Here is a 23704-nt window from a genome sequence, read left to right as displayed (position 1 = left end):
TCCCCCGGGCATCGGCAGGGCCTTGGGCGCGCCCGCTTGCCCCGTCCCTCAGGTCAAGAGGCCGCTTCGTGCTCGGGCTGCAGCACCTGCGCGCGGTACTGGCCTGGCGGCATGCCGAACCAGCGCTTGCACGCCCGAAACAGGTTGCTCTGGTCAGCAAAGCCCAGCAGGTCGGCGATCTCGCCCAGGCTGCGCCGCGCATCGCTCAGGTGTTGGCGGGCCAGCTCGCAGCGGGTGTCGTCGAGCAGCTGCTGGTAGCTCACGGATTCGGCCTGCAAACGCCGCTGCAGGGTGCGGTCGGTCAGGTGCAGCCGCGCTGCGATGTCCTCGCGCCGCGGCTCGCCCAGGTGCAGCACGCGCGCGATCTCGGTGCGCACCCGGGTGCTGGCCAGCGTTTGGCCGAGCTGGTCGAGCTCCGACTCCACCATGCGTTCGTGCAGCGCCCACAGGCTGGGGTTGTGGGTGGGTATGGGGGCCAGCAGATCGGCGTCTGCCAACAGGAACCGGTTGGCCGGCTGGCCGAAACGCGGCAGCAGCCCGAATGCTGCGCGGTAGCGGGCGTCGTCGTCGTGTGGCGGCGCAGTGGTCAGCTCCACGGCCTGGGGCACCAGGTCGCGCCGGGTCAGCCAGCAGCACAGCATGAACAGGGTCAGCACCGCGAATTCGATGCGCTGGCGCGGGATGGGCCGGCTGGCGCCGATGTGGCTGATCGCCAGCCAGTGGCCCTGGCCGCGCGGGTCGCGCTGCATCTCGAAGGTGGTGGCGTCCGAGATCAGCGCCATGTGCCGCTGCAGGTGCTCGAAGCCGATCAGCAGGTTGGGGCCAGAGGCCAGCGCATAGCCCACCAGGTCCACATTGCCGTAGCGCGCGGCCAGATCGCGCGCCAGGCCCAGGCCGGGCTGGCCATACCGCGCCGCGGCTGCCTCCCATAGGCGGCTCACACGGTCCACGTCCACACGGGTGTGCTGTTGCTGCAGGGCGGGCAGGTCGATGCCGGCTTCGGTGCACAGGTCTGCGGCAGGCAAGCCTTCTGCCGCAAACATGTCCGCGATGCTGCGCACCCACGCGGCGGAGCTGGTCCGCGGTGTCATGGCCGGGCTGCCAGGTCAGGGTTAACGCGAGGGTGGTGTTCTGAAGTCACTGTTTTGGCGCGGTTGCGATAGTGGGCCGATGGCGATGCGTTCACACAATCGTCGCTGAGGTCTGGCCCTGTCGCAAGTGTGACGCTTTGCAGAGGCCCGACCCATTCCTGAAAACCCCCAAGGAGACAAGACATGGCTGATTTTCAACGCCGCGTGCGCTTTGGCGCCGCCGTGCTGGCAGCATTGATGGGTACTGCCTGCGGAGGCTCCAGCGGCACGCCGCCCGAACTGCGCGAGACCCGCTACGGCGCGGTGCGCGGAACCGACGACAGCGCCACCACCGGCACCTACGCCTGGAAGGGCCTGCCGTTTGCCAAGCCCCCCGTGGGCGACCTGCGCTGGCAAGCGCCCGCAGAGCCCGCACCGTGGACGGGCGAGCGCGACGCCACGCGTTTTGGCAGCGCCTGCCTGCAGATGGGGCGCCTTTACGGCCCCGGCACCAACAACCGTATTGACGACACCATCGGCCAGACCCTGGGCACCCCCGTGGGCAGCGAAGACTGCCTGACCCTCAACATCTGGCGCCCGGCCAACACGCAGGACAACCTGCCCGTGCTGCTGTTCCTGCACGGCGGCAGCGGCATCTCCGGCTACACGGCAGACCCGGTGTACGACGGCGCGGCGTTGGCCCGCAAGGCCAATGCGGTGGTCGTCACGGCCAACTACCGCCTCGATGTGATGGGCTTCTTTCAGCTGCCCGCGCTGCACACCGGCAGCCAGGCGTACAGCGGCAATTACGCGCCGCTGGACAACATCCAGGCGCTGCGCTTCATCCAGGACAACATCAGCCGCTTTGGTGGCAACGCGGGTAACGTCACTCTGATGGGCCAGTCGGCGGGTGCTACCAACGTGCTGGCCCTGCTGACGGCACAGCCGGCCGCAGGCTTGTTCCACAAGGCACTGCCGGTCAGCGCCGGCATTTCGCTGCCTACCAACCTGCCTGCGGGCACGATCCCCACGCTCAACCCCGTCAGCAAATACGCGGCGCAGGCGGGTGGGTTGCTGGCGGCCCTGGCACTGGCCGACGGACTGGCGCCCGACGCGGCAGCGGCGGCCGCGCTGGTGGCCGGCTGGACGCCCGCGCAAACCGCCAGCTACCTGCGCGGCAAGGACGGCCGCGTGGTGCTGCAGACCGTGCTCAAGAGCGGCCTCACGGGCTCAGGCCCCATTCCCGACGGCGTGGTGATTCCGGTCGACCCCATCGCCGCCATCGGGGCAGGGCGTTACCACAAGGTGCCCGTGCTGTCGGGCTACACGTTGGACGAGGCCAAGCTCTTCGCACCCTTCCTCGCGCTGCTGGGCGGCAAGCCCGGCATGAAGATCAGCGACGCCGAGCGCTTTGCGATGACGCAAAAATTCAACCCCGACGCGCCCACCACGCTCACGACGGCCGACGTCATTGACGCGTCGTACCTGCCCGTCACCGCGCCGGTCACCGGCTACAACGCCCGCATGAAGCTGCTGGGCGCCGCCTTCATCGACCCGAGCCGCGACAACCTGCTCAACACACTGCGCGCCCAGCAGGCCAACGTGTGGAGCTACCAGTTCAACTGGGCGCAGCAGCCATCGCCTTGGAATGATGTGTACGGCGCAGCCCACGGCTTCGATCTGCCATTCGTGTTCGGCAACTTCGGCCCTTCGTTGCTGGCCAAGGCGGCCAACAGCACCGCCAACCAGCCGGGCCGCCTGGCCCTGTCGGGCGTGATGATGGACAGCGTGCGGGCCTTCGTGCACACCGGCAACCCCAACCACGCCGGCCTGGGGCAGGAGTGGCAGGCCTGGCCGCGCAGGTTCATCTTCGACGCGGACCAGAAGGCCACGCGGCTCAGCGTTCAATAAGCGTGGTCAGTCAGCCTGCCCGGTGACGTCCAAGCCCATGTCCGTTCACGATGCCGCCGTGGCTGCCAAGTACGCGACCAGCGCGTCGTCATCCACGATGGCCACCTTGCCGAAATCCAGCGACACGATGCCCAGCCCTTCCAGCGTTTGCAGCACGCGGTTCACCGTCTGGCGCGACAGGCCCACCAGCTGGCCCAGCTCGTCCTGCGTCAGGTTGAGCCGGCGCGTGCTGCGCCAGAACAGGCGGCTCAGGTACAGCGCCACGCGGTGCTCGGTCGACTGTGTGCGGCCCGCCTCGATGATGGTCATGGCCTGGCCCAGGCGCATATTGAGATGCAGCACCAGAAACTGGTTGAAGGCCAGGTGCGTTTCGCGCAGCACATCAAACAATGGCAGCGGCAGGCAGAGCAGGGTGGTGGGCCGCAGCGCGACCACGTTGTACTTGCGCGGCTCGGGCTTCATGGCTGAGCCTTCGCCAAACCACTCGCCGTCGGGCACGCCGATAAAAGCCGACGAACGTCCCTTGCTGGCGGGGCTTTGCAGCATCACCAGACCTGACAGCACGGCATGCCAGCCCTGCACGGCATTGCCAGCGGGCAGCATCACCGTGCCCTTGTCGCCCTGTGTGGCAAACACCTCCGCACGCAGGCGCTCCTGCAGACCCAGCGGGGCGCTGGCAAACCAGGGCTGGGTTTCGATAAAGCGCTGGGCGGTCGGCACAAAAGAGAGCATGCGGCGCATTGTCTTTGGTCACCCGACGTGCAGGGTAATCCCTGTGCGTTTGTCATCCGGGCGACAGGTGTTGGCAGGGCTGCCCCACCAGCGCACACTGCCGTGCAATCAACGCAGCGGATGCACGGGTTTTCGCCGCGAGCGACATTCCGGCGACTGCCACCGCGCTACGATGATCTTTCCCTTCACAACAACATCCAAGGAGCATCCATGCTGGGCCTGATGCAGAGCCAACCGCTCTTGATTTCGTCGCTGATCGAGTTCGCGGAGCGCCACCACGGCGACGCCGAAATCGTCTCCCGTCGGGTCGAGGGCGACATCCACCGCTACACCTACCGCGACCTGGGGGCGCGCGCACGCCGACTGGCCAATGCGCTCGACGCCTTGAAGCTGCAGTTCAGCGACCGCGTGGCCACGCTGGCCTGGAACGGCTATCGCCACATGGAGATGTACTTCGGTGTCTCCGGCTCCGGCCGTGTGCTGCACACCGTCAATCCGCGCCTGCACCCAGACCAGATCGCCTGGATCGTGAACCACGCCGAAGACCAGGTGCTGTGTTTTGACCTGACCTTTTTGCCCCTGGTGCAGGCCGTGCACGCCAAGTGCCCCACGGTCAAGAAATGGGTGGCGCTGTGCGATGCCGACAAGCTGCCAGCGGACTCCGGCGTGCCCGGGCTCAGCAGCTACGAAGAGTGGATTGGCGCCTATCCGGCCGACTATGTCTGGCCCGAATTTGACGAGAACTCGGCATCGAGCATGTGCTACACCAGCGGCACCACCGGCAACCCCAAGGCCGCGCTGTACAGCCACCGCTCGACCACGCTGCACGCCTACGCCGCAGCGCTGCCCGACGTGATGTGCCTGTCGGCGCGCGATTCGGTGCTGCCGGTGGTGCCCATGTTCCACGTCAACGCGTGGGGTATTCCGTACTCGGCCGCGCTCACGGGCTGCAAGCTGGTGTTCCCCGGCCCTGCCATGGACGGCAAATCCATCTACGAACTCATCGAAGCCGAGAAGGTGACCTACGCCGCCGGCGTGCCTACCGTGTGGCAGATGATGCTGGGCCACATGAAGCCCGCGGGCCTCAAATTCTCCACACTGCGCCGCACCGTCATCGGCGGCTCGGCCTGCCCGCCCGCCATGATCCATGCCTTCAAGGAAGACTACGGCGTGGAAGTGCTCCACGCCTGGGGCATGACCGAGATGAGCCCGCTGGGCACGCTGTGCACCCTGAAGAACAAGCATCTGGTGCTGTCCAAGGACGAGCAGATGAAGGTCCTGCAGAAGCAGGGCCGCGCGATCTACGGCGTGGACATGAAGATCGTGGGCGGCGACGGGGCCGAACTGCCCTGGGATGGCAAGACCTACGGTGACCTGCTGGTCAAAGGACCGTGGATCGTGGACAGCTATTTCAAGGGCGAGGGCGGCAACCCTTTGATCAAGGACGCACAAGGCCGCGGCTGGTTCCCCACGGGCGACGTGGCCACCATCGACACTGACGGCTTTATGCAGATCACCGACCGCAGCAAGGACGTGATCAAGTCCGGCGGTGAATGGATCAGCTCCATCGATATCGAGAACATCGCGATGGCCCACCCCGCAATCGCCATGGCGGCCTGCGTGGGCATGCCGCATCCCAAGTGGGACGAACGCCCCATCGTGGTCGTGGTCAAGCGCCCCGGCACGGAGGTCACGCGCGAAGAGCTGCTGGCTTTCTACGAGGGCAAGACCGCCAAGTGGCAGATTCCCGATGACGTCGTATTCGTCGACGCCATTCCGCTGGGCGCCACCGGCAAGATGCTCAAGACCAAGTTGCGCGAGCAACTGAAGGATTACAAACTTCCGGGGCTTTGAGACAAACCACGGGTCGCGACAGAACACCGACACCGTCACGATCTAAGAAACTGGCCCGGGCCACGCGAGTGCACCCGTGGAACTGGCTTTGCCAGGCCACCGGGTGCGTCCCCCTCCCGCGCAGCGAGAGAGGGGTGAAGGCGCGCAGCGCCTCAGGGGGTGACACCAAATCCAGTCACGTGTGTGACGCCGGTAGGGGCAATCCCTGACGGTCGTCGTGTTGCAACGCGGTACGCTGCGTTGTGTTGATTTACAAGGAGACAAGACCATGAAGTTCGCTATTAAGGCTGTAGCAGCCTCGGTAATCCTGGCAAGCGCTGGCGGCGCGTTCGCTCAAAAAGGCGAGACCGTAAAAATCGCTTGGCTCGACCCGCTTTCCGGCCTGATGGCAGCCGTGGGAACCAACCAGCTCAAGAGCTTCCAGTTCATTGCTGAGGAGTTCAACAAGAAGAATGCTGCGGGGGTCAAATTCGAGATCATCGGCATCGACAACAAGCTCAGCCCACAGGAGACCACCAGCGCCCTGCGCTCGGCCATGGACCAGGGCGCACGCTATGTCGTCCAGGGCAACGGCTCCGGCCCCGCGCTCGCCATCATGGATGCGCTGGAAAAGCACAACTCCCGCAACCCCGGCAAGGAAGTCCTGTTCCTGAACTACGCGGCCGTGGACCCGGACCTCACCAACAGCAAGTGCAGCTACTGGCACTTCCGTCTGGATGCTGATACCTCCATGAAGATGGAAGCCCTGACCACGTACATGAAAGACGTGCCTGAGGTCAAAAAGGTCTACCTCATCAACCAGAACTATTCGCACGGCCACCAGGTCGCGAAATTCGCCAAGGAAATGATGCAGCGCAAGCGCCCCGACGTGCAATTCGTCGGCGACGACCTGCATCCGCTGGCCCAGGTGCGCGACTTTGCGCCCTACATTGCCAAGATCAAACAGTCGGGTGCCGACAGCGTGATCACCGGCAACTGGGGTTCCGACCTGGCGCTGCTCATCAAGGCTGCCAACGATGCGGGCCTGAACAACGTCAACTTCTACACGTACTACGGTTCCGTCACCGGCAGCCCCACTGCGATGGGTTCGGCCGCCGCCGGCCGCGTGTACATGGTGGCCTACGCCCACATGAACCTGCCAGGCGAGCTCAACAAGATCGTGGTGGACTACAAGAAGAAGTTCAACGACGACATGTACACCGGCGCGGTCTACCACGCCTTCACCATGCTGTCGGAGGGCTTTGCCAAGGCTAAGTCGACCGACCCTGTGAAGGTGGCTGCTGTGTTCGAAGGCATGAAGTTCAAGAGCTTCAACGGCGAAGTCGAGATGCGCAAGACGGACCACCAGCTGCAGCAGGGCCTTTTCATCTCCAAGTGGGAAAAGGCCGGCGGCAAGTACCCGCTCGATTCTGAAAACACCGGCCACACCTTCGTGCCTGTGAAGTACTACGAGCCCTTTGTGGCCAGCACGCCCACCTCGTGCCAGATGAAGCGCCCATAAGGCCTTTGCGACTGTATCGAGGCCCGACTGCTCGGGCCTTTTTTTCACCCCAGCATTGAAAAATTCCAATGAATCCTGAGTTTTTCGTGATCTCTTTGCTGAACGGCGTGAGCTACGGGCTCCTGCTGTTCATGCTGAGTTCCGGCCTCACGCTGATCTTCAGCATGATGGGGGTGCTCAATTTCGCGCACACCAGCTTCTACATGCTGGGTGCCTACTTCGCGTTCACGATCTCCGGCCTGGTGGGCTTCTGGCCTGCCCTCGTGCTGGCACCGCTGGTCGTGTTTGCGCTAGGCGCCGCGTTCGAGCGCTACTGCCTGCGCCGCGTACACAAGTTTGGCCATGTGCCAGAGCTGCTGATCACCTTCGGGCTCTCCTACCTCATCCTGGAAGTGGTGCAACTGGTGTGGGGGCGCTCCACCGTGCCGTACGGCCTGCCTGAGCAATTGCAAGGGCCGCTGTTCACGCTGTATGGCACGCAGTTTCCCAAGTCGCGCTCCTTCGTCATGCTGGTGGCACTGCTGATGCTGGTGTCGGTGTGGCTGCTGCTCACGCGCACACGCATCGGCCTCGTGATCCAGGCGGCGCTCAAGTACCCGCACATGGTCGAGGCGCTGGGCCACAACGTGCCGCGCGTCTTCATGCTGGTGTTCGGTGGCGGAGCTGCCTTGGCTGGCCTGGCGGGTGTGATCGGCGGCAATACCTATGTGACCGAGCCCGCGATGGCGGCATCGGTCGGCTCCATCATCTTCGTGGTGGTGGTGGTGGGTGGCATGGGCTCGCTGGCGGGGGCCTTTCTGGCATCGCTGCTCATTGGGCTGGTGCAGACCTTTGCCGTGGCGCTCGACTATTCGCTGATCCATGTGTTCAAGGCCGTGGGTGTGGCAGTCACTGATCAAACCTTTGGCTACCCCCTTCTCAAACTCACGATTTCGCAAGTGGCACCCATCCTGCCGTACCTGTTCCTCGTGCTGATCCTGATCTTCCGCCCCAAGGGCCTGTTGGGCACACGGGAAGACTGAAGCCATGAATACCACTTCGACACCCATCATTGCCGCCGGCTCCAGCGCCGGAACCGGCGCCGCTTCCTACTACCGCTTCAAGCCCTGGAACGTGGGCCGGTTCGTCATCTGGACGCTGTTTGCGGCCATGCTCATCGTGGCTCCTATGCTGTTTCGCAGCAGCCTGGCGCTGACGATGCTTTCGCAGATCGGCTACCTGATCATCATCTGCCTGTCGTACAACATTCTGCTGGGGCAGGGCGGCATGCTGAGCTTCGGGCACGCTGTGTACACGGGGCTGGGCTCGTTCATTGCGATCCATGCGATGAACATGGCGACCAAAGGCACCGTCAACATACCGCTGGTGCTCATCCCACTGGTGGGCGGCCTGGCCGGGGCTTTCTTTGCCATCGTGCTGGGCTTTGTGACCACCAAGAAGTCGGGCACTACCTTTGCCATGATCACTCTGGGCATTGGCGAACTGGTGGCCTCGATGGCGCTGATGTTCCCCGAGTTTTTCGGGGGCGAGGGCGGCATCACGACCGACCGGGTGTATGGCAAGCCATTTTTTGGCCTCACCTTCGGCTCGGGCATGCAGGTGTACTACCTGATCGCTGCGTACTGTTTTGTCTGCACGGCGGCCATGTTTGCCTTTACCGGCACGCCGCTCGGCCGCATCCTCAACGCTGTGCGAGACAACCCCGAACGCGTGGAGTTCATTGGCTACAACACGCAGCGTGTGCGCTACTTCGCTTTCATCATCGCGGGCTTTTTTGCGGGCATTGGGGGTGGCCTTGCCACCATCAACTTCGAGATCATTACCGGTGCGGACAGCCTGAGCGTGATCCGCTCCGGTGGCTACCTGCTGTTCACCTTCCTCGGCGGGGCCACGTTCTTCTTCGGCCCCATCATCGGTGCGGTGCTGCTGGTGCTGGCCTCGGTCCTGCTGTCCGAGTTGTCCAAGGCGTGGCTGCTGTACCTGGGCCTCGTGTTCCTGTTCATGGTGATGTATGCGCCCGGCGGCATCGCCAGCCTGATCATGATGAACGTGCGTCTTGCCAAGTACGGCAAGCTGCGCCAGCTGTCGAGCTCCTACCTGGCCTTGGCTGGCACGGCCCTGGTGGGCGTGCTCGGTGCGGCCTGCATGATCGAGATGACCTACCACCTGCAGCTCAACGCGGCGCTCGGGCCAGAGCTCACCTTCCTCGGCGCCACCCTTAACGCCAAGGGCTTTACCAGCTGGTTTGGTGCCGTCTTCGTGATGGTCACCGGCTTCGGGTTGTTTGAGCTGTGCCGTCGCCAGTTCCTGCGCCAGTGGAGCACGATCCAGGAAGAAATTGAACATGAAATCAAGCGTGCGGAGGCGCTGTGAATATGGCAGCTGACAACGCAACCCCCACCCCAGCTCTTGAGTTGCGCGACCTGCGCAAGAGCTTTGGCAAGACCGAGATCATCCGCGGCGCCAACCTGGTTGTGGCCCCCGGCGAGCGCGTAGCCATCATCGGCCCCAACGGCGCCGGCAAGTCCACGCTGTTCAATCTCATCAGCGGGCGCTTCGCGCCCACCAGTGGCGACGTGATCCTGAACGGCCAGCGCATCAACGGCCTGGCACCGTACGAGATCAACCGCAAGGGCCTCTCGCGCAGTTTCCAGATCACGAACATCTTCCCCAAGCTCTCGGTGTTTGAGAACCTGCGCTGCGGTGTGCTCTGGAGCATGGGCTACAAGTACACGTTCTTGCGTTTCCTGTCCAACCTGCACGATGCCAACGAGCGCGCCAAAGAGCTCATGGAGATGATCAAGCTCGACCGCAAGCGCGACACGCTGGCCATGAACCTCACGTATGCCGAGCAGCGGGCGCTCGAGATCGGCATCACCATCGCCGGTGGTGCCAACGTGATCCTGTTGGACGAGCCTACCGCCGGCATGAGCAAGAGCGAAACCACGCGGTTCATCCACCTCATCAAGGAAGTGACCGAAGGCCGCACGCTGCTCACGGTGGAGCACGACATGGGCGTGGTGTTCGGCCTGGCCGACAAGATCGCCGTGGTGGTCTATGGCGAGGTGATCGCCTTCGACATCCCCGAAAAGGTGCGCGCCAATGCGCGTGTGCAGGAGGCCTACCTGGGCTCCGTCGTGGCCGACGAGCAAGGCGCGGGACACTGACTTATGCTGAAAATTGACAACCTCCACGCCTACTACGGCAAGAGCCATGTGCTGCATGGTGTGAGTTTTGAAGTCCAGCCCGGTGAAATTGTGGCGCTGCTCGGCCGCAACGGCTCGGGCCGCTCCACCACCGCCAAGGCCATCATGGGCTTGGTGGACTGGGAAGGCACGCTCGAATGGAAGGGCCAGGCCCTGAATGGCAAGAAGGCCTACGAGATCGCCCACCTGGGCCTGGGCTACGTGCCCGAGAGCCGCGACGTGTTTCCCAACCTCACCGTGCACCAGAACCTGCTGCTCGGCCAAAAGGGCAGCGGCAAGGGCAGCCGCTGGACGTTTGACGACATGTACGAGATGTTCCCGCGCCTCAAGGAGCGCCAGCACACCGAGGCAGGCGTGATGTCCGGCGGCGAGCAGCAAATGCTCACCCTGTGCCGCACGCTGATGGGCGACCCGGATCTGATCATCATCGACGAGCCCACCGAGGGCCTGGCGCCCAAGATCGTCGAGCTGGTGGGGCAGTACCTGCAGACCCTGAAAGCGCGCGGTATCTCGGTGCTGCTCATCGAGCAGAAGCTGACCATCGCGATGAAGATATCGGACCGGGCGCTGGTGATGGGACACGGCTCCATCGTGTTCCAGGGCACGCCGGATAGTTTGCGGGCCGACAACTACATCCGCAAGGAATGGCTGGAGGTTTAGAAGCCCCCCTGAGTCGCCTGCGGCGCCTTCCCCCGGAGGGGGACGCCCCCGGCGGGGCGGCCCTTGCGCGAGGGCGCTGGCCTGGAGCGCGCCAGTTCCGCGGGCTGAGGGCGTGACTGAGGTCGGAGGAGGCTTTTTCGCATCGGTCTACAGAGGTGCCCGGTCTCCGGTGGCGCCTCTTTTTTTGCCCGCTCGGCCGCAGTCCTGATGGGCGCGGCAAACCCCCTTGTCCCGCCCGGGACAAATTGACACGCCAAACTGGTTTGAAGTCTCTACAATAAAAACGCACGATCGTTCTTTTTCACTCTCCAAGGAACAACAGCACCATGACCGCTGAATACAAAGTCCACGGCTCCGTCGCCGTGATCACCATGGCAAACCCTCCCGTCAACGGGCTCGGGCTGGCCACCCGCCAAGGTATCGTGGACGGCCTGGCCCGTGCCAATGCCGATGCAGCGGTCAAGTCCATCGTCATCACCGGTGCCGGCGCTGCCTTCTCGGGCGGTGCGGACATCAAGGAATTCGGCACCGACAAGTCGCTGCAAGAGCCCAACCTGCTGTCTGTGATCCAGGCCGTCGAAAACTCGGCCAAGCCCGTGGTGGCTGCCATGCACTCCGTCGCCATGGGCGGCGGGCTGGAGCTGGCGCTGGGCTGCCACTACCGCATTGCGGCGCCTGGCTGCTCCATCGCACTGCCAGAAGTCAAGCTGGGCCTGATCCCCGGCGCGGGCGGCACGCAGCGCCTGCCGCGCGTGATCGGCGTCGAAGCCGCGCTCAACCTGATCGTGAGCGGCGAGCCCGTGAAGAGCGAACTGATCGCCGGCGTGCCCGGTCAGAAGCTGTTCGACAAGCTGGCGGCATCGCCCGAGTCGCTGGCCGAAGAAGCCCTGGCGTTTGCGCAGAGCGTGGCCGATGCGCGTCCACTGCCGCTGGTGCGCAACTTCCCTTGCAAGCACCCAGAAGGTGATGCGTACTTCCAGTTCGCACGAAACATGGTCAAGGGCATGGCCAAGAACTTCCCTGCACCCGCCAAGTGCGTGGACGCAGTCGAAGCCGCCACCAAGAAGAAGTTCGCCGACGGCATGCTGGTCGAGCGCGAGATCTTCATCAACCTGATGTGGACCCCCGAGTCCCGCGCGCTTCGCCATCTGTTCATGGCAGAGCGCGCTGCGAGCAAGATTCCGGACGTGCCGTCGGACACCCCCAAGCGCGACATCAAGCTCGTGGGCGTGATCGGTGCGGGCACGATGGGTGGTGGCATCGCCATGAACTTCCTGAACGCCGGCATCCCCGTCAAGATGCTGGAGATGAAGCAGGAAGCGCTGGACCGCGGCATCGGCACCATCAAGAAGAACTACGAATCGCAGGTCAAGAAGGGCAAGCTCAAGGAAGACAAGTACGCCCAGCGCATGGCGCTGCTGTCCACCACGCTCAGCTACGACGAGCTCAAGGACTGCGACCTGATCATCGAAGCCGTGTTCGAAGAGATGGGCGTGAAGGAAGCCGTGTTCAAGCAGCTGGACGCCGTGGCCAAGCCTGGCGCCATCCTGGCCTCCAACACCTCCACGCTGGACGTGGACCAGATTGCCAACTTCACCAAGCGCCCCCAGGACGTGGTGGGCATGCACTTCTTCAGCCCCGCCAACGTGATGAAGCTGCTGGAAGTGGTGCGTGGCAAGGCCACCGCCAAGGACGTGCTGGCCACCGTGATGGCCATCGGCAAGAAGATCAAGAAGACCTCGGTGGTCTCGGGCGTGTGCGACGGCTTCATCGGCAACCGCATGATCGAGCGCTACAGCCAGCAAGCCGGCTTTTTGCTGGACGAGGGCGCCACGCCCCAGCAGGTGGACAAGGCCATCGAGAAGTTCGGCTTTGCCATGGGCCCGTTCCGCATGGGTGACCTGGCCGGCAACGACATCGGCTGGGCGATCCGCAAGCGCCGCTACAGCGAAAAGCCCGACATGAAGTACAGCAAGACGGCAGACCTGCTGTGCGAACTGGGCCGCTTCGGCCAGAAGACCGGCGCAGGCTGGTACGACTACCAGGCCGGCAAGCGCGATGCGATCCCGAGCGACGTGGTGAACAAGATGATCGAAGAGCACCGCAAGACGCTGGGCACGGCGCCGCGCAAGATCTCCGACGAGGAAATCGTGCAGCGCCTGGTGTTCGCCCTGGTGAACGAAGGTGCGCACATTCTGGAAGAGGGCATTGCCAGCAAGTCCGGCGACATCGACATGGTGTACCTGACGGGCTACGGCTTCCCCATCCACCGCGGCGGCCCCATGCACTACGCCAGCGAAGTGGGCCTGTTCAACGTGGTGCAGGCGATGAACCGCTTTGCCCAGAACCCCATGGACGACGCCAACGCCTGGAAGCCCGCGCCGCTGCTGGCCAAGCTGGTCGCCGAAGGCGAGGCCTTCCAGTAAGCCCGCGTGCCACCGTTCACCGATTAAAGGATTTCCCATGACCTCCGCAGTGATTGTCTCCACCGCCCGCACCCCGCTCGCCAAGAGCTGGAAGGGCTCCTTCAACATGACCCATGGCGCCACGCTGGGTGGCCACGCCGTACAGCATGCCGTGCAGCGCGCCGGCATCGACGGCGCCGATGTCGACGACGTCATCATGGGCTGCGCCACGCCGGAAGGCGCCACGGGCAGCAACATCGCGCGCCAGATCGCGCTCAAGGCCGGCCTGCCCATCACCGCATCGGGCGTGACCGTCAACCGCTTTTGCTCGTCGGGCCTGCAGACCATCGCCCTGGCGGCCCAGCGCATCATCGCCGGCGAAGCCGACGTGTATGTGGCCGGTGGTGTGGAGAGCATCTCCTGCGTGCAGCAAGAGATGAACCTGCACATGATCCAGGACCTGGCCCTGGCCAAGCAAAAGCCCGAGATTTACTGGAGCATGCTGCAGACCGCTGAGCAGGTGGCCAAGCGCTACAACATCGGCCGTGAAGCCATGGACGAATACGGCGCGGCCAGCCAGCAAAAGGCCTGCGCCGCGCAGGCCGCCGGCCTGTTCGATGCCGAGATCGCGCCCATCACCGTCACCGCCGGCATTGCCGACAAGACACTGGGCCTGATCACCAAGCAGGTCACGGTGAGCAAGGACGAAGGCACGCGTGAAGGCACCACGGTGGAGGCCATTCAGGGCCTGCGCTCGGCACTGCCCGGCGGTTTGATCTCGGCGGGCAACGCCAGCCAGTTCTCCGACGGCGCCGGTGCCTGCGTGGTGACCAGCGAGGAGTACGCCAGCAAGAAGGGTTTGAAGCCCCTGGGCCGTTTCCTCGGCTTTGCCGTGGCCGGCTGCGAGCCCGATGAAATGGGCATCGGCCCCGTGTTCGCCGTGCCCAAGGTGCTCAAGAAGCTGGGCCTCACGGTGCAGGACATCGACCTGTGGGAGCTGAACGAGGCCTTCGCAGTGCAGGTGCTGTACTGCCGCGACAAGCTGGGCATCCCGGCCGACCGCCTGAACGTGAACGGCGGTGCCATCGCCGTGGGCCACCCCTACGGTGTGTCCGGCCAGCGCCTCACCGGCCACGCGCTCATCGAAGGCAAGCGCCGCGGCGCCAAGAAGGTGTGCGTGACCATGTGCATCGGCGGCGGCATGGGTGCTGCGGGCATCTTCGAAGTGTTCTGACCCATGGCTTCGGAGCGCCCCACCGACATGCGCAGCGGCACGGCCTCGCCCGAGGCTTTTCTGGAATTGGGCCGGCAGGTGCTGGCCAACCAGCCCTTCAGCGTGCTGCTGGGGGCCGAGCTGCTGTCACTGTCGCCGGGGCGCTGCGAACTGGGCCTGGCGCTCACGCCGCAGCTGCGCCAGCAGCATGGGTTTGCGCACGGCGGGGTGGTGAGCTACCTGGCCGACAACGCGCTCACCTAAGCCGGTGGCACAGCCATGCAGGTGCCGGTGGTCACGTCCGAGTTCAAGGTCAACTACCTGCGGCCTGCGGTGGGCGAGCGGCTGGTGGCGCGCGCCGAGGCGGTGCACCACGGCAAGAGCCAAGCGGTGTGCCGCTGTGAGGTGTATGCCGTGCAGGGCGGGCAAGAGAAGTTGTGTGCCGTGGCGCAGGGCACGATTGCCGCGTTGCCGGCCGGCGCACCCCAAACAGACGCGGCACCGGGCGACTGATTGCGTGTGGCTGACAACGATGCCGTGACAGGAGGCTGAAGGAAGGGCTACAAATTGTTGCCTTGTGGGGATGCGGCGGTGCCATCTGGTGGCGGCCGGGCGGGCAGAATCCGCCGCGGCAGCCGGCCAGCCCGGTGCCTGGTCTCTCCCCCCATTCTTTGTTCTCCTTCACCGGTACATCCCATGCGTCGCACTGCTTCCCTTCGCTTTTTCACCGCACTCTCGGCGCTTGCCGTGGCCTGCGGTGCCCACGCACAGAGCTTCAAGCTCCAGCAGCCGCTGGAGTCCGATGCCGACGTGGTGCTGCAAGAGATCGTGCTGGACGCCCAGCAGACCCGCGTCACCTTGCTCGTGAAGAACACGACCGATGAGTCGTTCGAAGCCTGCGCGCAGCCCACCGGCTCCCCCGACGCCTTCACCCTCAAGGACCTGGACAGCGGTGCGGTGCTGCCGCAGCGCGCGATCAGCGGCCTCACGCTGTGCAACGTGAAGATGGACACGGTCAAACCCGGCCGCACCAAGTTTCTGAAGATCACTTTCCCGCCGCTCCCGGCAGGTGCCAAGCGCTTGCAGATGGGAGAGGCCAACTGCCAGCCCAAGCCCAATTCGGACATGGACTACTGGTGTTTCAAGAACATCGCGCTGCCCGCACGCTGATCCTCACGCCGAGGAGCAGGCAGGGCATGCCGCATTCAAGGAGACCTCATGACCCTGCGTTCCACGCTCGACTTCCTGTTGTACGACTGGCTCGACGCGCAGTCGCTCACCACCCGCGAACGTTTCGCTGACCATTCACGCGAGACCTTCGACGCGGTGCTCGACACCTGCGAGCGCATCGCGCGCGAAAAGTACGCGCCGTTCAACCGCACGGTGGACATTGAGGAGCCGCACTTCGACGGCGAGAAGGTCATCCTGCCCCAGGCGACCTACGAAGCCCGCAAGGCCTACGCCGAATCGGGCCTGCTGTCGGCCGCGCAGGACTACGACATCGGCGGCATGCAGCTGCCCTATGCGCTCGAAGCGGCGGCCAACAGCTTCTTCGCGGTGGCCTCGATCAGCATCGGCTCCAACCTGCTCACGTCGGGCAACGCCAACCTGCTGATGGCGCACGGCACGGCGCTGCAAAAAGAAGTTTTCGCACTCAATGAGTTCAACGGCCGCTGGTCGGGCACCATGTGTTTGTCCGAGCCGCAGGCGGGCTCGTCGCTGTCGGACGTGGCCACCCGCGCGGTGCCCGATGGAGCCGACTTTGAAGCCGACCCGCTGGGCGCGCGCTATCGCCTCACGGGCAACAAGATGTGGATCAGCTCGGGCGACCATGAACTCACCGAGAACATCGTGCACCTGGTGCTGGCCAAGATACCGGGGCCGGACGGCAAGCTGGTGCCCGGCACGCGCGGCATCTCGCTGTTCATCGTGCCCAAGAAGATGGTCGATGCACAAGGCCAGCTGACCGGCGAGCGCAACGACGTGGCGCTGGCGGGCTTGAACCACAAGCTGGGCTGGCGCGGCACCACCAACACGCTGCTGAACTTTGGCGAAGGCAAGTTCCCGGTGGGCGGTCAGGCCGGCGCCGTGGGCTACCTGGTGGGGCAGGCGGGCAAGGGCCTGCACTGCATGTTCCACATGATGAACGAGGCGCGCATCGGCATCGGCATGGCGGCCACCATGCTGGGCCTGGCGGGCTACTACGCCAGCCTGGACTACGCCAAGAACCGCCCCCAGGGCAGGCCGGTGCAGGGCGCCAAGGACGCGGCAGGCGGCGCCCCCGCCGCCGTGGTCAAGGATGCCGCGCAGCCGCAGGTGCGCATCATCGAACACGCCGACGTCAAGCGCATGCTGCTGGCCCAGAAGTCGTATGGCGAAGGGGCGCTGGCGCTCAACCTGTTCTGCGCCAAGCTGGTGGACGAGCAACACACCGGTGATGCGGCCGCGGCCGACGAGGCCCGCCTGCTGCTGGAGGTGCTCACACCCATTGCCAAGAGCTGGCCCAGCGAGTTCTGCCTGGAGGCCAACTCGCTCGCCATCCAGATCCACGGCGGATACGGCTACACGCGCGACTTTCCGGTGGAGCAGTACTGGCGCGACAACCGCCTGAACATGATCCACGAGGGCACGCACGGCATCCAGGCCATGGACCTGCTGGGCCGCAAGGTGCTGATGGAAGGCGGGCGCGGCCTGCAACTGCTGGCCGGGCGCATCAACGCCACCATTGAGCGCGCGATCCAGGTGCCTGCGCTGGCTGAGCACGCCAACGCGCTGGGCGCGGCCCTCCAACAAGTGGGCGCTGCCACCAAGGCCGCCTGGGCCACAGGCCAGCCGGCCGATGCATTGGCCAACGCGGTGCCGTACATGCAGGCGTTTGGCCACATGGTGCTGTCCTGGGTCTGGCTGGACCTGGCGCTCGCGACGCTCGCCGACGACGCGGCGCTGGAGCGGCCCGCGAGCGTCGGCCGCATGGGCGCCATGCGCTACTTCTTCCGCTACGAGCTGCCGAAGATCGGTGCCTGGCTGCAGGTGGTGAGCACACGCGATGCCACTTGCGCCAGCTTTCCCGAAGAGGCGTTTTGATCGTGGCTTCATCACGCACGTTGCAGCGCCTGCACCAGCTCATCTGGGCGCTGATCTACGGCGGCCTGTCTGCGCTGGTTCTGGGCATTGCCACGGCCCGCACCGATGCTGCCGTGGGCTGGGGCTTGATCGCCGTGGGCGGCCTGGCCGCCGTGGCCGGGGTGGTGCTGATCGGGGTGCGCTCGCGGCTGGACGAGGCATCCGGGCTGTGATTGCCTGCACGACACGCAGCACTGTGGGGTCCCACGACACCATCGCGACACCACCGAGACACGCAAGCCCCGCGTTGCGTCGCACAATGATTGAGTAACTTCCCTTTGTGACATGAGGGGCTTTTTGTCCGCAGAACTGACCCCTTCGCACCCTGATCGCAGACCTACAAACCCAAGGAGACAACCATGACCACCCGCACCATCCAACAACTGTTTGACCTGTCTGGCAAGACCGCGCTCGTGACCGGCGGCTCGCGCGGCCTGGGCCTGCAACTGGCCCACGCGCTGGGCGAGGCGGGCGCCAAGATCTTGCTGAGCTCGCGCAAGGCGTCCGACCTGGAAGAAGCCGCAGCCGACCTGCAGGCCGCCGGCATCGACGCGCGCTGGATCGCCGCCGATTGCTCCAACGAGGCGGACATCCGCCGCCTGGCCACCGAGTCGCTGGAGCGCCTGGGCCACGTGGACATCCTGGTCAACAACGCCGGCGCCGCCTGGGGCGCACCGGCCGAAGATCACCCCGTGGATGCGTGGGACAAGGTGATGAACCTCAACGTGCGCGGCTATTTCATCTTGAGCCAGCACATCGCCAAGCACAGCATGATTGCGCGCCGCAGCGGCAGCATCATCAACGTGGCGTCCATTGCCGGCCTGGGCGGCAACCCCAAGGGCATGAACACCATCGCTTACAACACGTCCAAGGGCGCGGTGATCAACTTCACCCGCGCGCTGGCGGCCGAATGGGGCGCGTACAACATCCGCGTCAATGCCATCTGCCCGGGGTTCTTCCCGAGCAAGATGACGGTGGGTACCTTGAAGGCGATGGGCGAAGAAGCACTGGCTGCGCATGCCCCGCTTGGCCGCCTGGGCGACGACGAGGACCTGAAGGGCCTGTGCGCGCTGTATGCGTCCGACGCGGGCAAGCACATCACCGGCCAGTGGCTGGCGGTGGACGGCGGCGTGAGCATCGTCACTGGAGGATAGATAGAGTACAACCCCCTGAGGCGCTTCGCGCCTTCCCCCTTCTCTCGGCTTCGCCGGGAAGGGGGACACCGCCAGCGCGGCGGGGCGGACCTGGCGCGGCGGTCGCTGGCTTGGGCCGCGCCAGTTTTTGAGTTTGTGTGTTGAGGACATGCCGTGAAAAGTTTTGGTGTCGAGATCCCCTTTGTCAGCCACCTCGGCTTCACGCTGCACCGCATGGAAGGAGGAGAGTCCGAGCTGCGCTACGAAGCCAAGCCCGAGCACCTCAACTCCTTTGACGTGACCCACGGCGGCGCATCGATGACGCTGCTGGACGTGACCATGGCCACGGCCGCGCGCAGCGACACGCCAGACATGGGCGTGGTGACCATCGAGATGAAGACCAGCTTCATGCAGCCCGCCCGCGGCCCGCTGGTGGCCAAGGGGCGGCTCATCCACCGCACCGCCACCATGGCGTTCACCGAAGGCACGGTGTATGACGCGCAGGGCCGCATCTGCAGCCACGCCACGGGTACTTTCAAGTACGTGCGGCGCCTGCCGGTGGACAGCCGCAGCGCCAATGGGCTCAAGGTCATTTCGACCGACTGACAGCCCAAAATCTGAATAAAAATGGCCCCCAGCGCTTGATTGATAAGCGCTGATAGCTATAAAAATAATAGCAACACCCTTCAAGGAGCTTTCCATGCCACGCAATCAACAAATCGTGCTCGACAACCGCCCCCATGGCGAGGCCGTGGCCAGCAACTTCAAGCTGGTGGCGTCCGACACGCCGGCGCTCAAAGACGGCCAGGTGCTGGTGCGCCACCACTACCTGAGCCTCGATCCGTACATGCGCGGCCGCATGAACGAGAGCAAAAGCTACGCCGCGTCGCAGGGCCTGGGCGAGGTCATGATTGGTGGCACCGTGGGCGAAGTGGCCGAGAGCCAGCACCCCAAGTACGCCGTGGGCGACAAGGTGGTGGGCATGGGCGGCTGGCAGGAATACAGCGTGGTCGACGCCAACGCTCCCGGCGCACTGCGCAAGGTGGACACGGCCCACGTGCCGCTGTCGCACTACCTGGGCGCGGTGGGTATGCCCGGCGTGACGGCCTGGTATGGCCTGGTCAAGATCATCGCCCCCAAGGAAGGCGACACCGTGGTGGTGAGTGCCGCCACCGGCGCCGTGGGCAGCGCCTTCGGCGCACTGGCCAAGGCGCGCGGCTGCCGCGCGGTGGGCATTGCCGGTGGTGCTGAAAAATGCAAGTACGCGGTGGAAGAGCTGGGCTTTGACGCTTGCATCGACTACAAGGAACACAGCGACGTGAAGGCCATGTCCAAGGCGCTGAAAGAAGCCTGCCCCAACGGCATCGATGGCTACTTTGAGAACGTGGGCGGCTGGATCATGGACGCCGTGATGCTGCGCATGAACGCCTTCAGCCGCATGGCCCTGTGCGGAATGATCGCCGGCTACGACGGCGCGCCGATGCCCATGGCCAACCCTGCGCTCATGCTCATCAACCGCATGAAGGTCGAAGGCTTCATCGTGAGCGAGCACATGGAAGTCTGGCCCGACGCACTCAAGGAGCTGGGCACCTTGGTCGGCATCGGCAAGCTGCGCCCGCGCGAGACGGTGGCAGACGGCATTGCGGCGGCGCCCGAAGCCTTCCTGGGCCTGCTCAAGGGCAAGAACTTCGGCAAGCAGCTCGTGAAATTGATCTGAGCATGGGCATGGACACCGGCAGCCCGTCGCCCCACCTGCGCTGGACCTGGGCCCGATTCGACGACCTGGGCGTGCATGCGCTGCACGACGCCCTGGCCCTGCGCTGCAAGGTCTTCATCCTGGAGCAGGGTCCCTACCAGGACCCGGACGGCGCCGACAAGCAGTCGCACCACCTGCTGGGCTACGACGAGGCCGGTGTGCTGCAAGCCTGCCTGCGCGTGGCAGCCCCGGGCGTGAACTACCCCGAGCCCTCTATCGGCCGCGTGGTGACCGCCAAGGAAGCGCGTGGCAACGGCACGGGCCGTGTGCTCATGCAGGAGGGAATCGCCCGCTGCACCGCAGCGTGGCCGGGCCACGCCATTCGCATCAGCGCCCAGGCGCACCTGCAGCGCTTTTACGGCAGCCTGGGTTTTGTCGCGGTGTCGGACGAGTACCTCGAAGACGGCATCCCCCACGTCGAAATGCTGCGGAGCCCGTCGTGACGACTGCACCTGCTGCGAGCCTGGCCCGCACCCACGTTGTGTTCAACCAGAGCACGCCCTGGGCGGATGTGAACCTGTTCACCACCAACCAGCCGCTGCAGGATGCGCTGCGTTTGCACGCCCCCAGCCTGCCGCTGGCAAGCCTCACGGCCCTGGGCGCAGAGATGGGCTCGGCCGAGATGCAGACCCACGCGCGCCTGGCCAACACCCACAAGCCGCAGCTGCACACGCACGACCGCTTCGGCCACCGCACCGACGTGGTGGAGTTTCACCCCAGCTATCACGCGCTGATCGGCGCGGCGCTGCGCCACGGCCTGCACGCCACGCCCTGGTCGCGCACCGGCGAGGCTGCGGCGTACGCACACACCGAGCGCGCCGCCGGCTTCATGCTGTTCACCGAGACCGAGCCCTCGGTGCTGTGCCCCGTGTCGATGAGCTATGCCGTGACCCCCGCATTGCGCGGCAATGCGGCCGTGTGGGCCGACTGGAGCGCGGGCCTGGCCAGCACCCGGTACGACCCACACCTGGCCTTGTTCTCGCAAAAATCCGCGCTCACCATGGGCATGGGCATGACCGAGAAGCAGGGCGGATCGGACGTGCGCGCCAACACCACCCAGGCCGTGCCCGATGGCGAAGATGCCTGGGGCCCGCGCTACCGCCTGACGGGCCACAAGTGGTTCTTTTCGGCCCCCATGTGCGATGCCTTCCTGGTGCTGGCGCAGGCGCCCGGCGGGCTGACCTGTTTCTTCCTGCCGCGCGTGCTGCCGGACGACCGCAACGGCGTGCTCAACAGCATCCGCATCCAGCGCCTGAAGGACAAGCTGGGCAACCACGCCAACGCCAGCTCCGAGGTCGAGTTCATCGACGCGACCGCCTGGCGCGTGGGCGAAGAGGGCCGCGGCGTGGCGCAGATCCTGGAGATGGGCACGATGACGCGGCTGGACTGCGCCCTGGGCACCAGCGGGCTCATGCGCCAGGCGCTGACCATTGCGCTGCACCACACGCGCCAACGGTCCGCCTTTGGCAAGAAGTTGATCGAGCAACCCCTCATGCGCAACGTGCTGGCCGACCTGGCGCTGGAAAGCGAGGCCGCCACCGCGCTGTCCATCCGCCTGGCCAGCGCCTTCGACAAAAAGGCCACTAGCGAGCACGAGGCCGTCATGGCCCGCCTGCTCACGCCCGTGGCCAAGTTCTGGGTGTGCAAACGCGGCAGCGTGTTTGCGCAGGAGGCCATGGAATGCCTGGGCGGCAACGGTTATGTGGAAGAGGGCGGTGAAGGCACCATGGCCCGCATCTACCGCGAGATGCCGCTCAACTCCATCTGGGAAGGCGCGGGCAACATCATGGCGCTGGACCTGCTGCGCGCCGTGCGCCGCGCCGACACTGCTGCGGCCCTGGCCGACGAACTGGCTCCTGCGCGTGGCGCCCACCCTGCACTCGACCGCCTGGCCAGCGCGCTGCCCCTGCGCGTGGACGCGATGACCACCGAAGCCGAGGCCCGCCGCCTGGCGCAGGACGTGGCCCTGGCCCTGCAGGCCGCGCTGCTGTACCGCAGTGCACCCGGCCCAGTGTTCAGTGCCTTCTGCGATTCGCGCCTGGGCGGCGACTGGGGCTACAGCTTTGGCACGCTGGGCGCGGGCGTGAACCTTGACGCCATCTTGGCCCGCGCGCTTCCGATTTGATTCACGCCACAGAATTTTGCGGAGAAACCCATGTCCCACCTCATCCTGCACCACTACCCCTCGTCGCCGTTTTCCGAAAAGATCCGCCTGGTACTGGGCTTCAAGAAGCTGGCCTGGAAGTCCGTGATCATCCCCAGCATCGCGCCCAAGCCGGATGTGGTGGCGCTCACGGGCGGCTACCGGCGCACTCCGTTTTTGCAGATCGGCGCCGACATCTATTGCGACTCGGCCCTGATCTGCGACGTGCTGGAGCACGAGCAGCCCGAGCCGGTGCTGTACCCACCGCACATCAAGGGTGTGGCGCGCGTGTTTGCGCAGTGGGCAGACACCAGCCTGTTCTGGGCCGCCATGGCCTACAACCTGCAGCCCAAGGGCGCTGCGGTGCTGTTTGCGAATGTGCCGCCTGCCGTCGCCCAGGCCTTCAGCGAAGACCGCCGCGAGATGAGCGCCGGCATGCACCGCCTGCGCCCCGCGGACGCCACGGCCGCGTACCGCTCGTACCTGCGCCGCGTGGCCCACATGGCCGAGGAGCATGAGTTCCTCTTCGGTGCCGAGCCCTGCCTGGCGGACTTTGCCACCTACCACCCGCTGTGGTTCACGCGCCAGTGTGTGCCGCTGATGGCGGACATCTTCACCGCCACGCCGGCAGTGCTCGAATGGATGGACCGCATCGCCGCGCTGGGCCACGGGCGCATGGAAAAATTTGCGTCCGAGGATGCCATCACGGTGGCGGCGGGGGCCGATCCGCTGCCGCTGATGGACGACGTGTTCCAGGACGAGCACGGCATCCCGCTGGGCTCGCAGGTGGCCATCGCCGCCGAGAGCTTTGGCACGGAGCCGACCGAGGGCGAGTTGATAGCCGCCACGCGCACCCGCTACACGCTGCGCCGCACCGATCCGCGCGCGGGCACGGTGCACGTGCACTTTCCGCGCATTGGCTACGTACTGCGGGCGGTTTCGTCCTGAACGGCGGGGCCTTGCCCCAGCCTCCTGAGCGTCTCCCCTGACCGAATCG

The 23704-nt window shown here is 65.3% G+C and carries 20 protein-coding genes and 1 pseudogene; 19 read left to right on the top strand and 2 right to left on the bottom strand.

Annotation, left to right across the window (positions count from 1 at the left end; translation table 11 throughout):
• Positions 1-53: 53 nt before the first annotated feature.
• Positions 54-1091: an AraC family transcriptional regulator gene (locus ACSQ3Q_RS13875; protein ID WP_436134944.1), complete on the bottom strand. Its 1038-nt coding sequence runs from the start codon at positions 1089-1091 to the stop codon at positions 54-56.
• 183 nt (positions 1092-1274) lie between these two features.
• Here ACSQ3Q_RS13875 and ACSQ3Q_RS13870 point away from each other — a divergent pair, with 183 nt between their 5' ends.
• A complete protein-coding gene (locus ACSQ3Q_RS13870) occupies positions 1275-2981 on the top strand; it encodes a carboxylesterase/lipase family protein (RefSeq protein ID WP_436134943.1) in 1707 nt (568 codons plus the stop codon).
• 45 nt (positions 2982-3026) lie between these two features.
• Here the strand turns inward: ACSQ3Q_RS13870 and ACSQ3Q_RS13865 are convergent, their stop codons facing one another.
• On the bottom strand, positions 3027-3713 hold the full coding sequence (locus tag ACSQ3Q_RS13865) for a Crp/Fnr family transcriptional regulator (protein ID WP_436134942.1): 687 nt from the start codon (positions 3711-3713) through the stop codon (positions 3027-3029).
• 210 nt (positions 3714-3923) lie between these two features.
• On the opposite strand from ACSQ3Q_RS13865, the gene ACSQ3Q_RS13860 reads away from it, so the two are divergent.
• From ACSQ3Q_RS13860 to ACSQ3Q_RS13775, 18 genes and pseudogenes are all read left to right on the top strand, one after another.
• Entirely contained in the window at positions 3924-5567 is a 1644-nt protein-coding gene (locus ACSQ3Q_RS13860) for a 3-(methylthio)propionyl-CoA ligase (protein WP_436134941.1), read from the top strand.
• Positions 5568-5835: 268 nt separating this feature from the next.
• Positions 5836-7068 carry a branched-chain amino acid ABC transporter substrate-binding protein gene (locus tag ACSQ3Q_RS13855; RefSeq protein WP_436134940.1) on the top strand — a complete coding sequence of 411 codons (1233 nt, stop codon included), beginning with the start codon at positions 5836-5838 and terminating at the stop codon, positions 7066-7068.
• Positions 7069-7136: 68 nt separating this feature from the next.
• Positions 7137-8090 (top strand): branched-chain amino acid ABC transporter permease, encoded by a 954-nt coding sequence (locus tag ACSQ3Q_RS13850; RefSeq protein WP_436134939.1) that lies wholly within the window; start codon positions 7137-7139, stop codon positions 8088-8090.
• A gap of 4 nt (positions 8091-8094) precedes the next feature.
• Entirely contained in the window at positions 8095-9441 is a 1347-nt protein-coding gene (locus ACSQ3Q_RS13845) for a branched-chain amino acid ABC transporter permease (RefSeq protein ID WP_436134938.1), read from the top strand.
• 2 nt (positions 9442-9443) lie between these two features.
• A complete protein-coding gene (locus tag ACSQ3Q_RS13840) occupies positions 9444-10235 on the top strand; it encodes an ABC transporter ATP-binding protein (protein WP_436134937.1) in 792 nt (263 codons plus the stop codon).
• A gap of 3 nt (positions 10236-10238) precedes the next feature.
• Positions 10239-10934, top strand: a complete 696-nt coding sequence (locus ACSQ3Q_RS13835) for an ABC transporter ATP-binding protein (protein ID WP_436134936.1) — start codon at positions 10239-10241, stop codon at positions 10932-10934.
• A gap of 326 nt (positions 10935-11260) precedes the next feature.
• On the top strand, positions 11261-13360 hold the full coding sequence (locus ACSQ3Q_RS13830) for a 3-hydroxyacyl-CoA dehydrogenase NAD-binding domain-containing protein (protein WP_436134935.1): 2100 nt from the start codon (positions 11261-11263) through the stop codon (positions 13358-13360).
• 37 nt (positions 13361-13397) lie between these two features.
• Positions 13398-14573 carry an acetyl-CoA C-acyltransferase gene (locus tag ACSQ3Q_RS13825; protein ID WP_436134934.1) on the top strand — a complete coding sequence of 392 codons (1176 nt, stop codon included), beginning with the start codon at positions 13398-13400 and terminating at the stop codon, positions 14571-14573.
• A gap of 27 nt (positions 14574-14600) precedes the next feature.
• Positions 14601-15065, top strand: a pseudogene (locus tag ACSQ3Q_RS13820) (PaaI family thioesterase).
• Between the two features lie 183 nt (positions 15066-15248).
• Positions 15249-15722, top strand: coding sequence for a hypothetical protein (locus tag ACSQ3Q_RS13815; protein ID WP_436134933.1), 474 nt, complete (start codon positions 15249-15251; stop codon positions 15720-15722).
• Between the two features lie 48 nt (positions 15723-15770).
• Complete coding sequence (locus ACSQ3Q_RS13810) at positions 15771-17636, top strand: acyl-CoA dehydrogenase (protein WP_436134932.1); 1866 nt, start codon at positions 15771-15773, stop codon at positions 17634-17636.
• Between the two features lie 2 nt (positions 17637-17638).
• The gene (locus tag ACSQ3Q_RS13805) at positions 17639-17848 is read left to right on the top strand and encodes a hypothetical protein (RefSeq protein WP_436134931.1); all 210 of its coding nucleotides are present in this window, start codon (positions 17639-17641) and stop codon (positions 17846-17848) included.
• Positions 17849-18034: 186 nt separating this feature from the next.
• Positions 18035-18829: an SDR family oxidoreductase gene (locus tag ACSQ3Q_RS13800; RefSeq protein ID WP_436134930.1), complete on the top strand. Its 795-nt coding sequence runs from the start codon at positions 18035-18037 to the stop codon at positions 18827-18829.
• Positions 18830-18982: 153 nt separating this feature from the next.
• Complete coding sequence (locus ACSQ3Q_RS13795; protein ID WP_436134929.1) at positions 18983-19414, top strand: PaaI family thioesterase; 432 nt, start codon at positions 18983-18985, stop codon at positions 19412-19414.
• Between the two features lie 94 nt (positions 19415-19508).
• Positions 19509-20525 (top strand): NADP-dependent oxidoreductase, encoded by a 1017-nt coding sequence (locus tag ACSQ3Q_RS13790; RefSeq protein WP_436134928.1) that lies wholly within the window; start codon positions 19509-19511, stop codon positions 20523-20525.
• A gap of 2 nt (positions 20526-20527) precedes the next feature.
• A complete protein-coding gene (locus ACSQ3Q_RS13785) occupies positions 20528-21007 on the top strand; it encodes a GNAT family N-acetyltransferase (RefSeq protein ID WP_436134927.1) in 480 nt (159 codons plus the stop codon).
• The gene (locus ACSQ3Q_RS13780; protein WP_436134926.1) at positions 21004-22689 is read left to right on the top strand and encodes an isovaleryl-CoA dehydrogenase; all 1686 of its coding nucleotides are present in this window, start codon (positions 21004-21006) and stop codon (positions 22687-22689) included. Before ACSQ3Q_RS13785 ends, ACSQ3Q_RS13780 begins: the two co-directional genes overlap by 4 nt.
• Before the next feature lie 30 nt (positions 22690-22719).
• On the top strand, positions 22720-23655 hold the full coding sequence (locus ACSQ3Q_RS13775) for a glutathione S-transferase family protein (RefSeq protein WP_436134925.1): 936 nt from the start codon (positions 22720-22722) through the stop codon (positions 23653-23655).
• Positions 23656-23704: the final 49 nt, after the last annotated feature.

It is taken from the genome of Acidovorax sp. LjRoot129, assembly GCF_964253765.1.
GTDB lineage: Bacteria > Pseudomonadota > Gammaproteobacteria > Burkholderiales > Burkholderiaceae_C > Acidovorax.
Note: the sequence above shows the minus strand (reverse complement) of the source record. Positions and strands in the feature narration are given on the sequence as shown.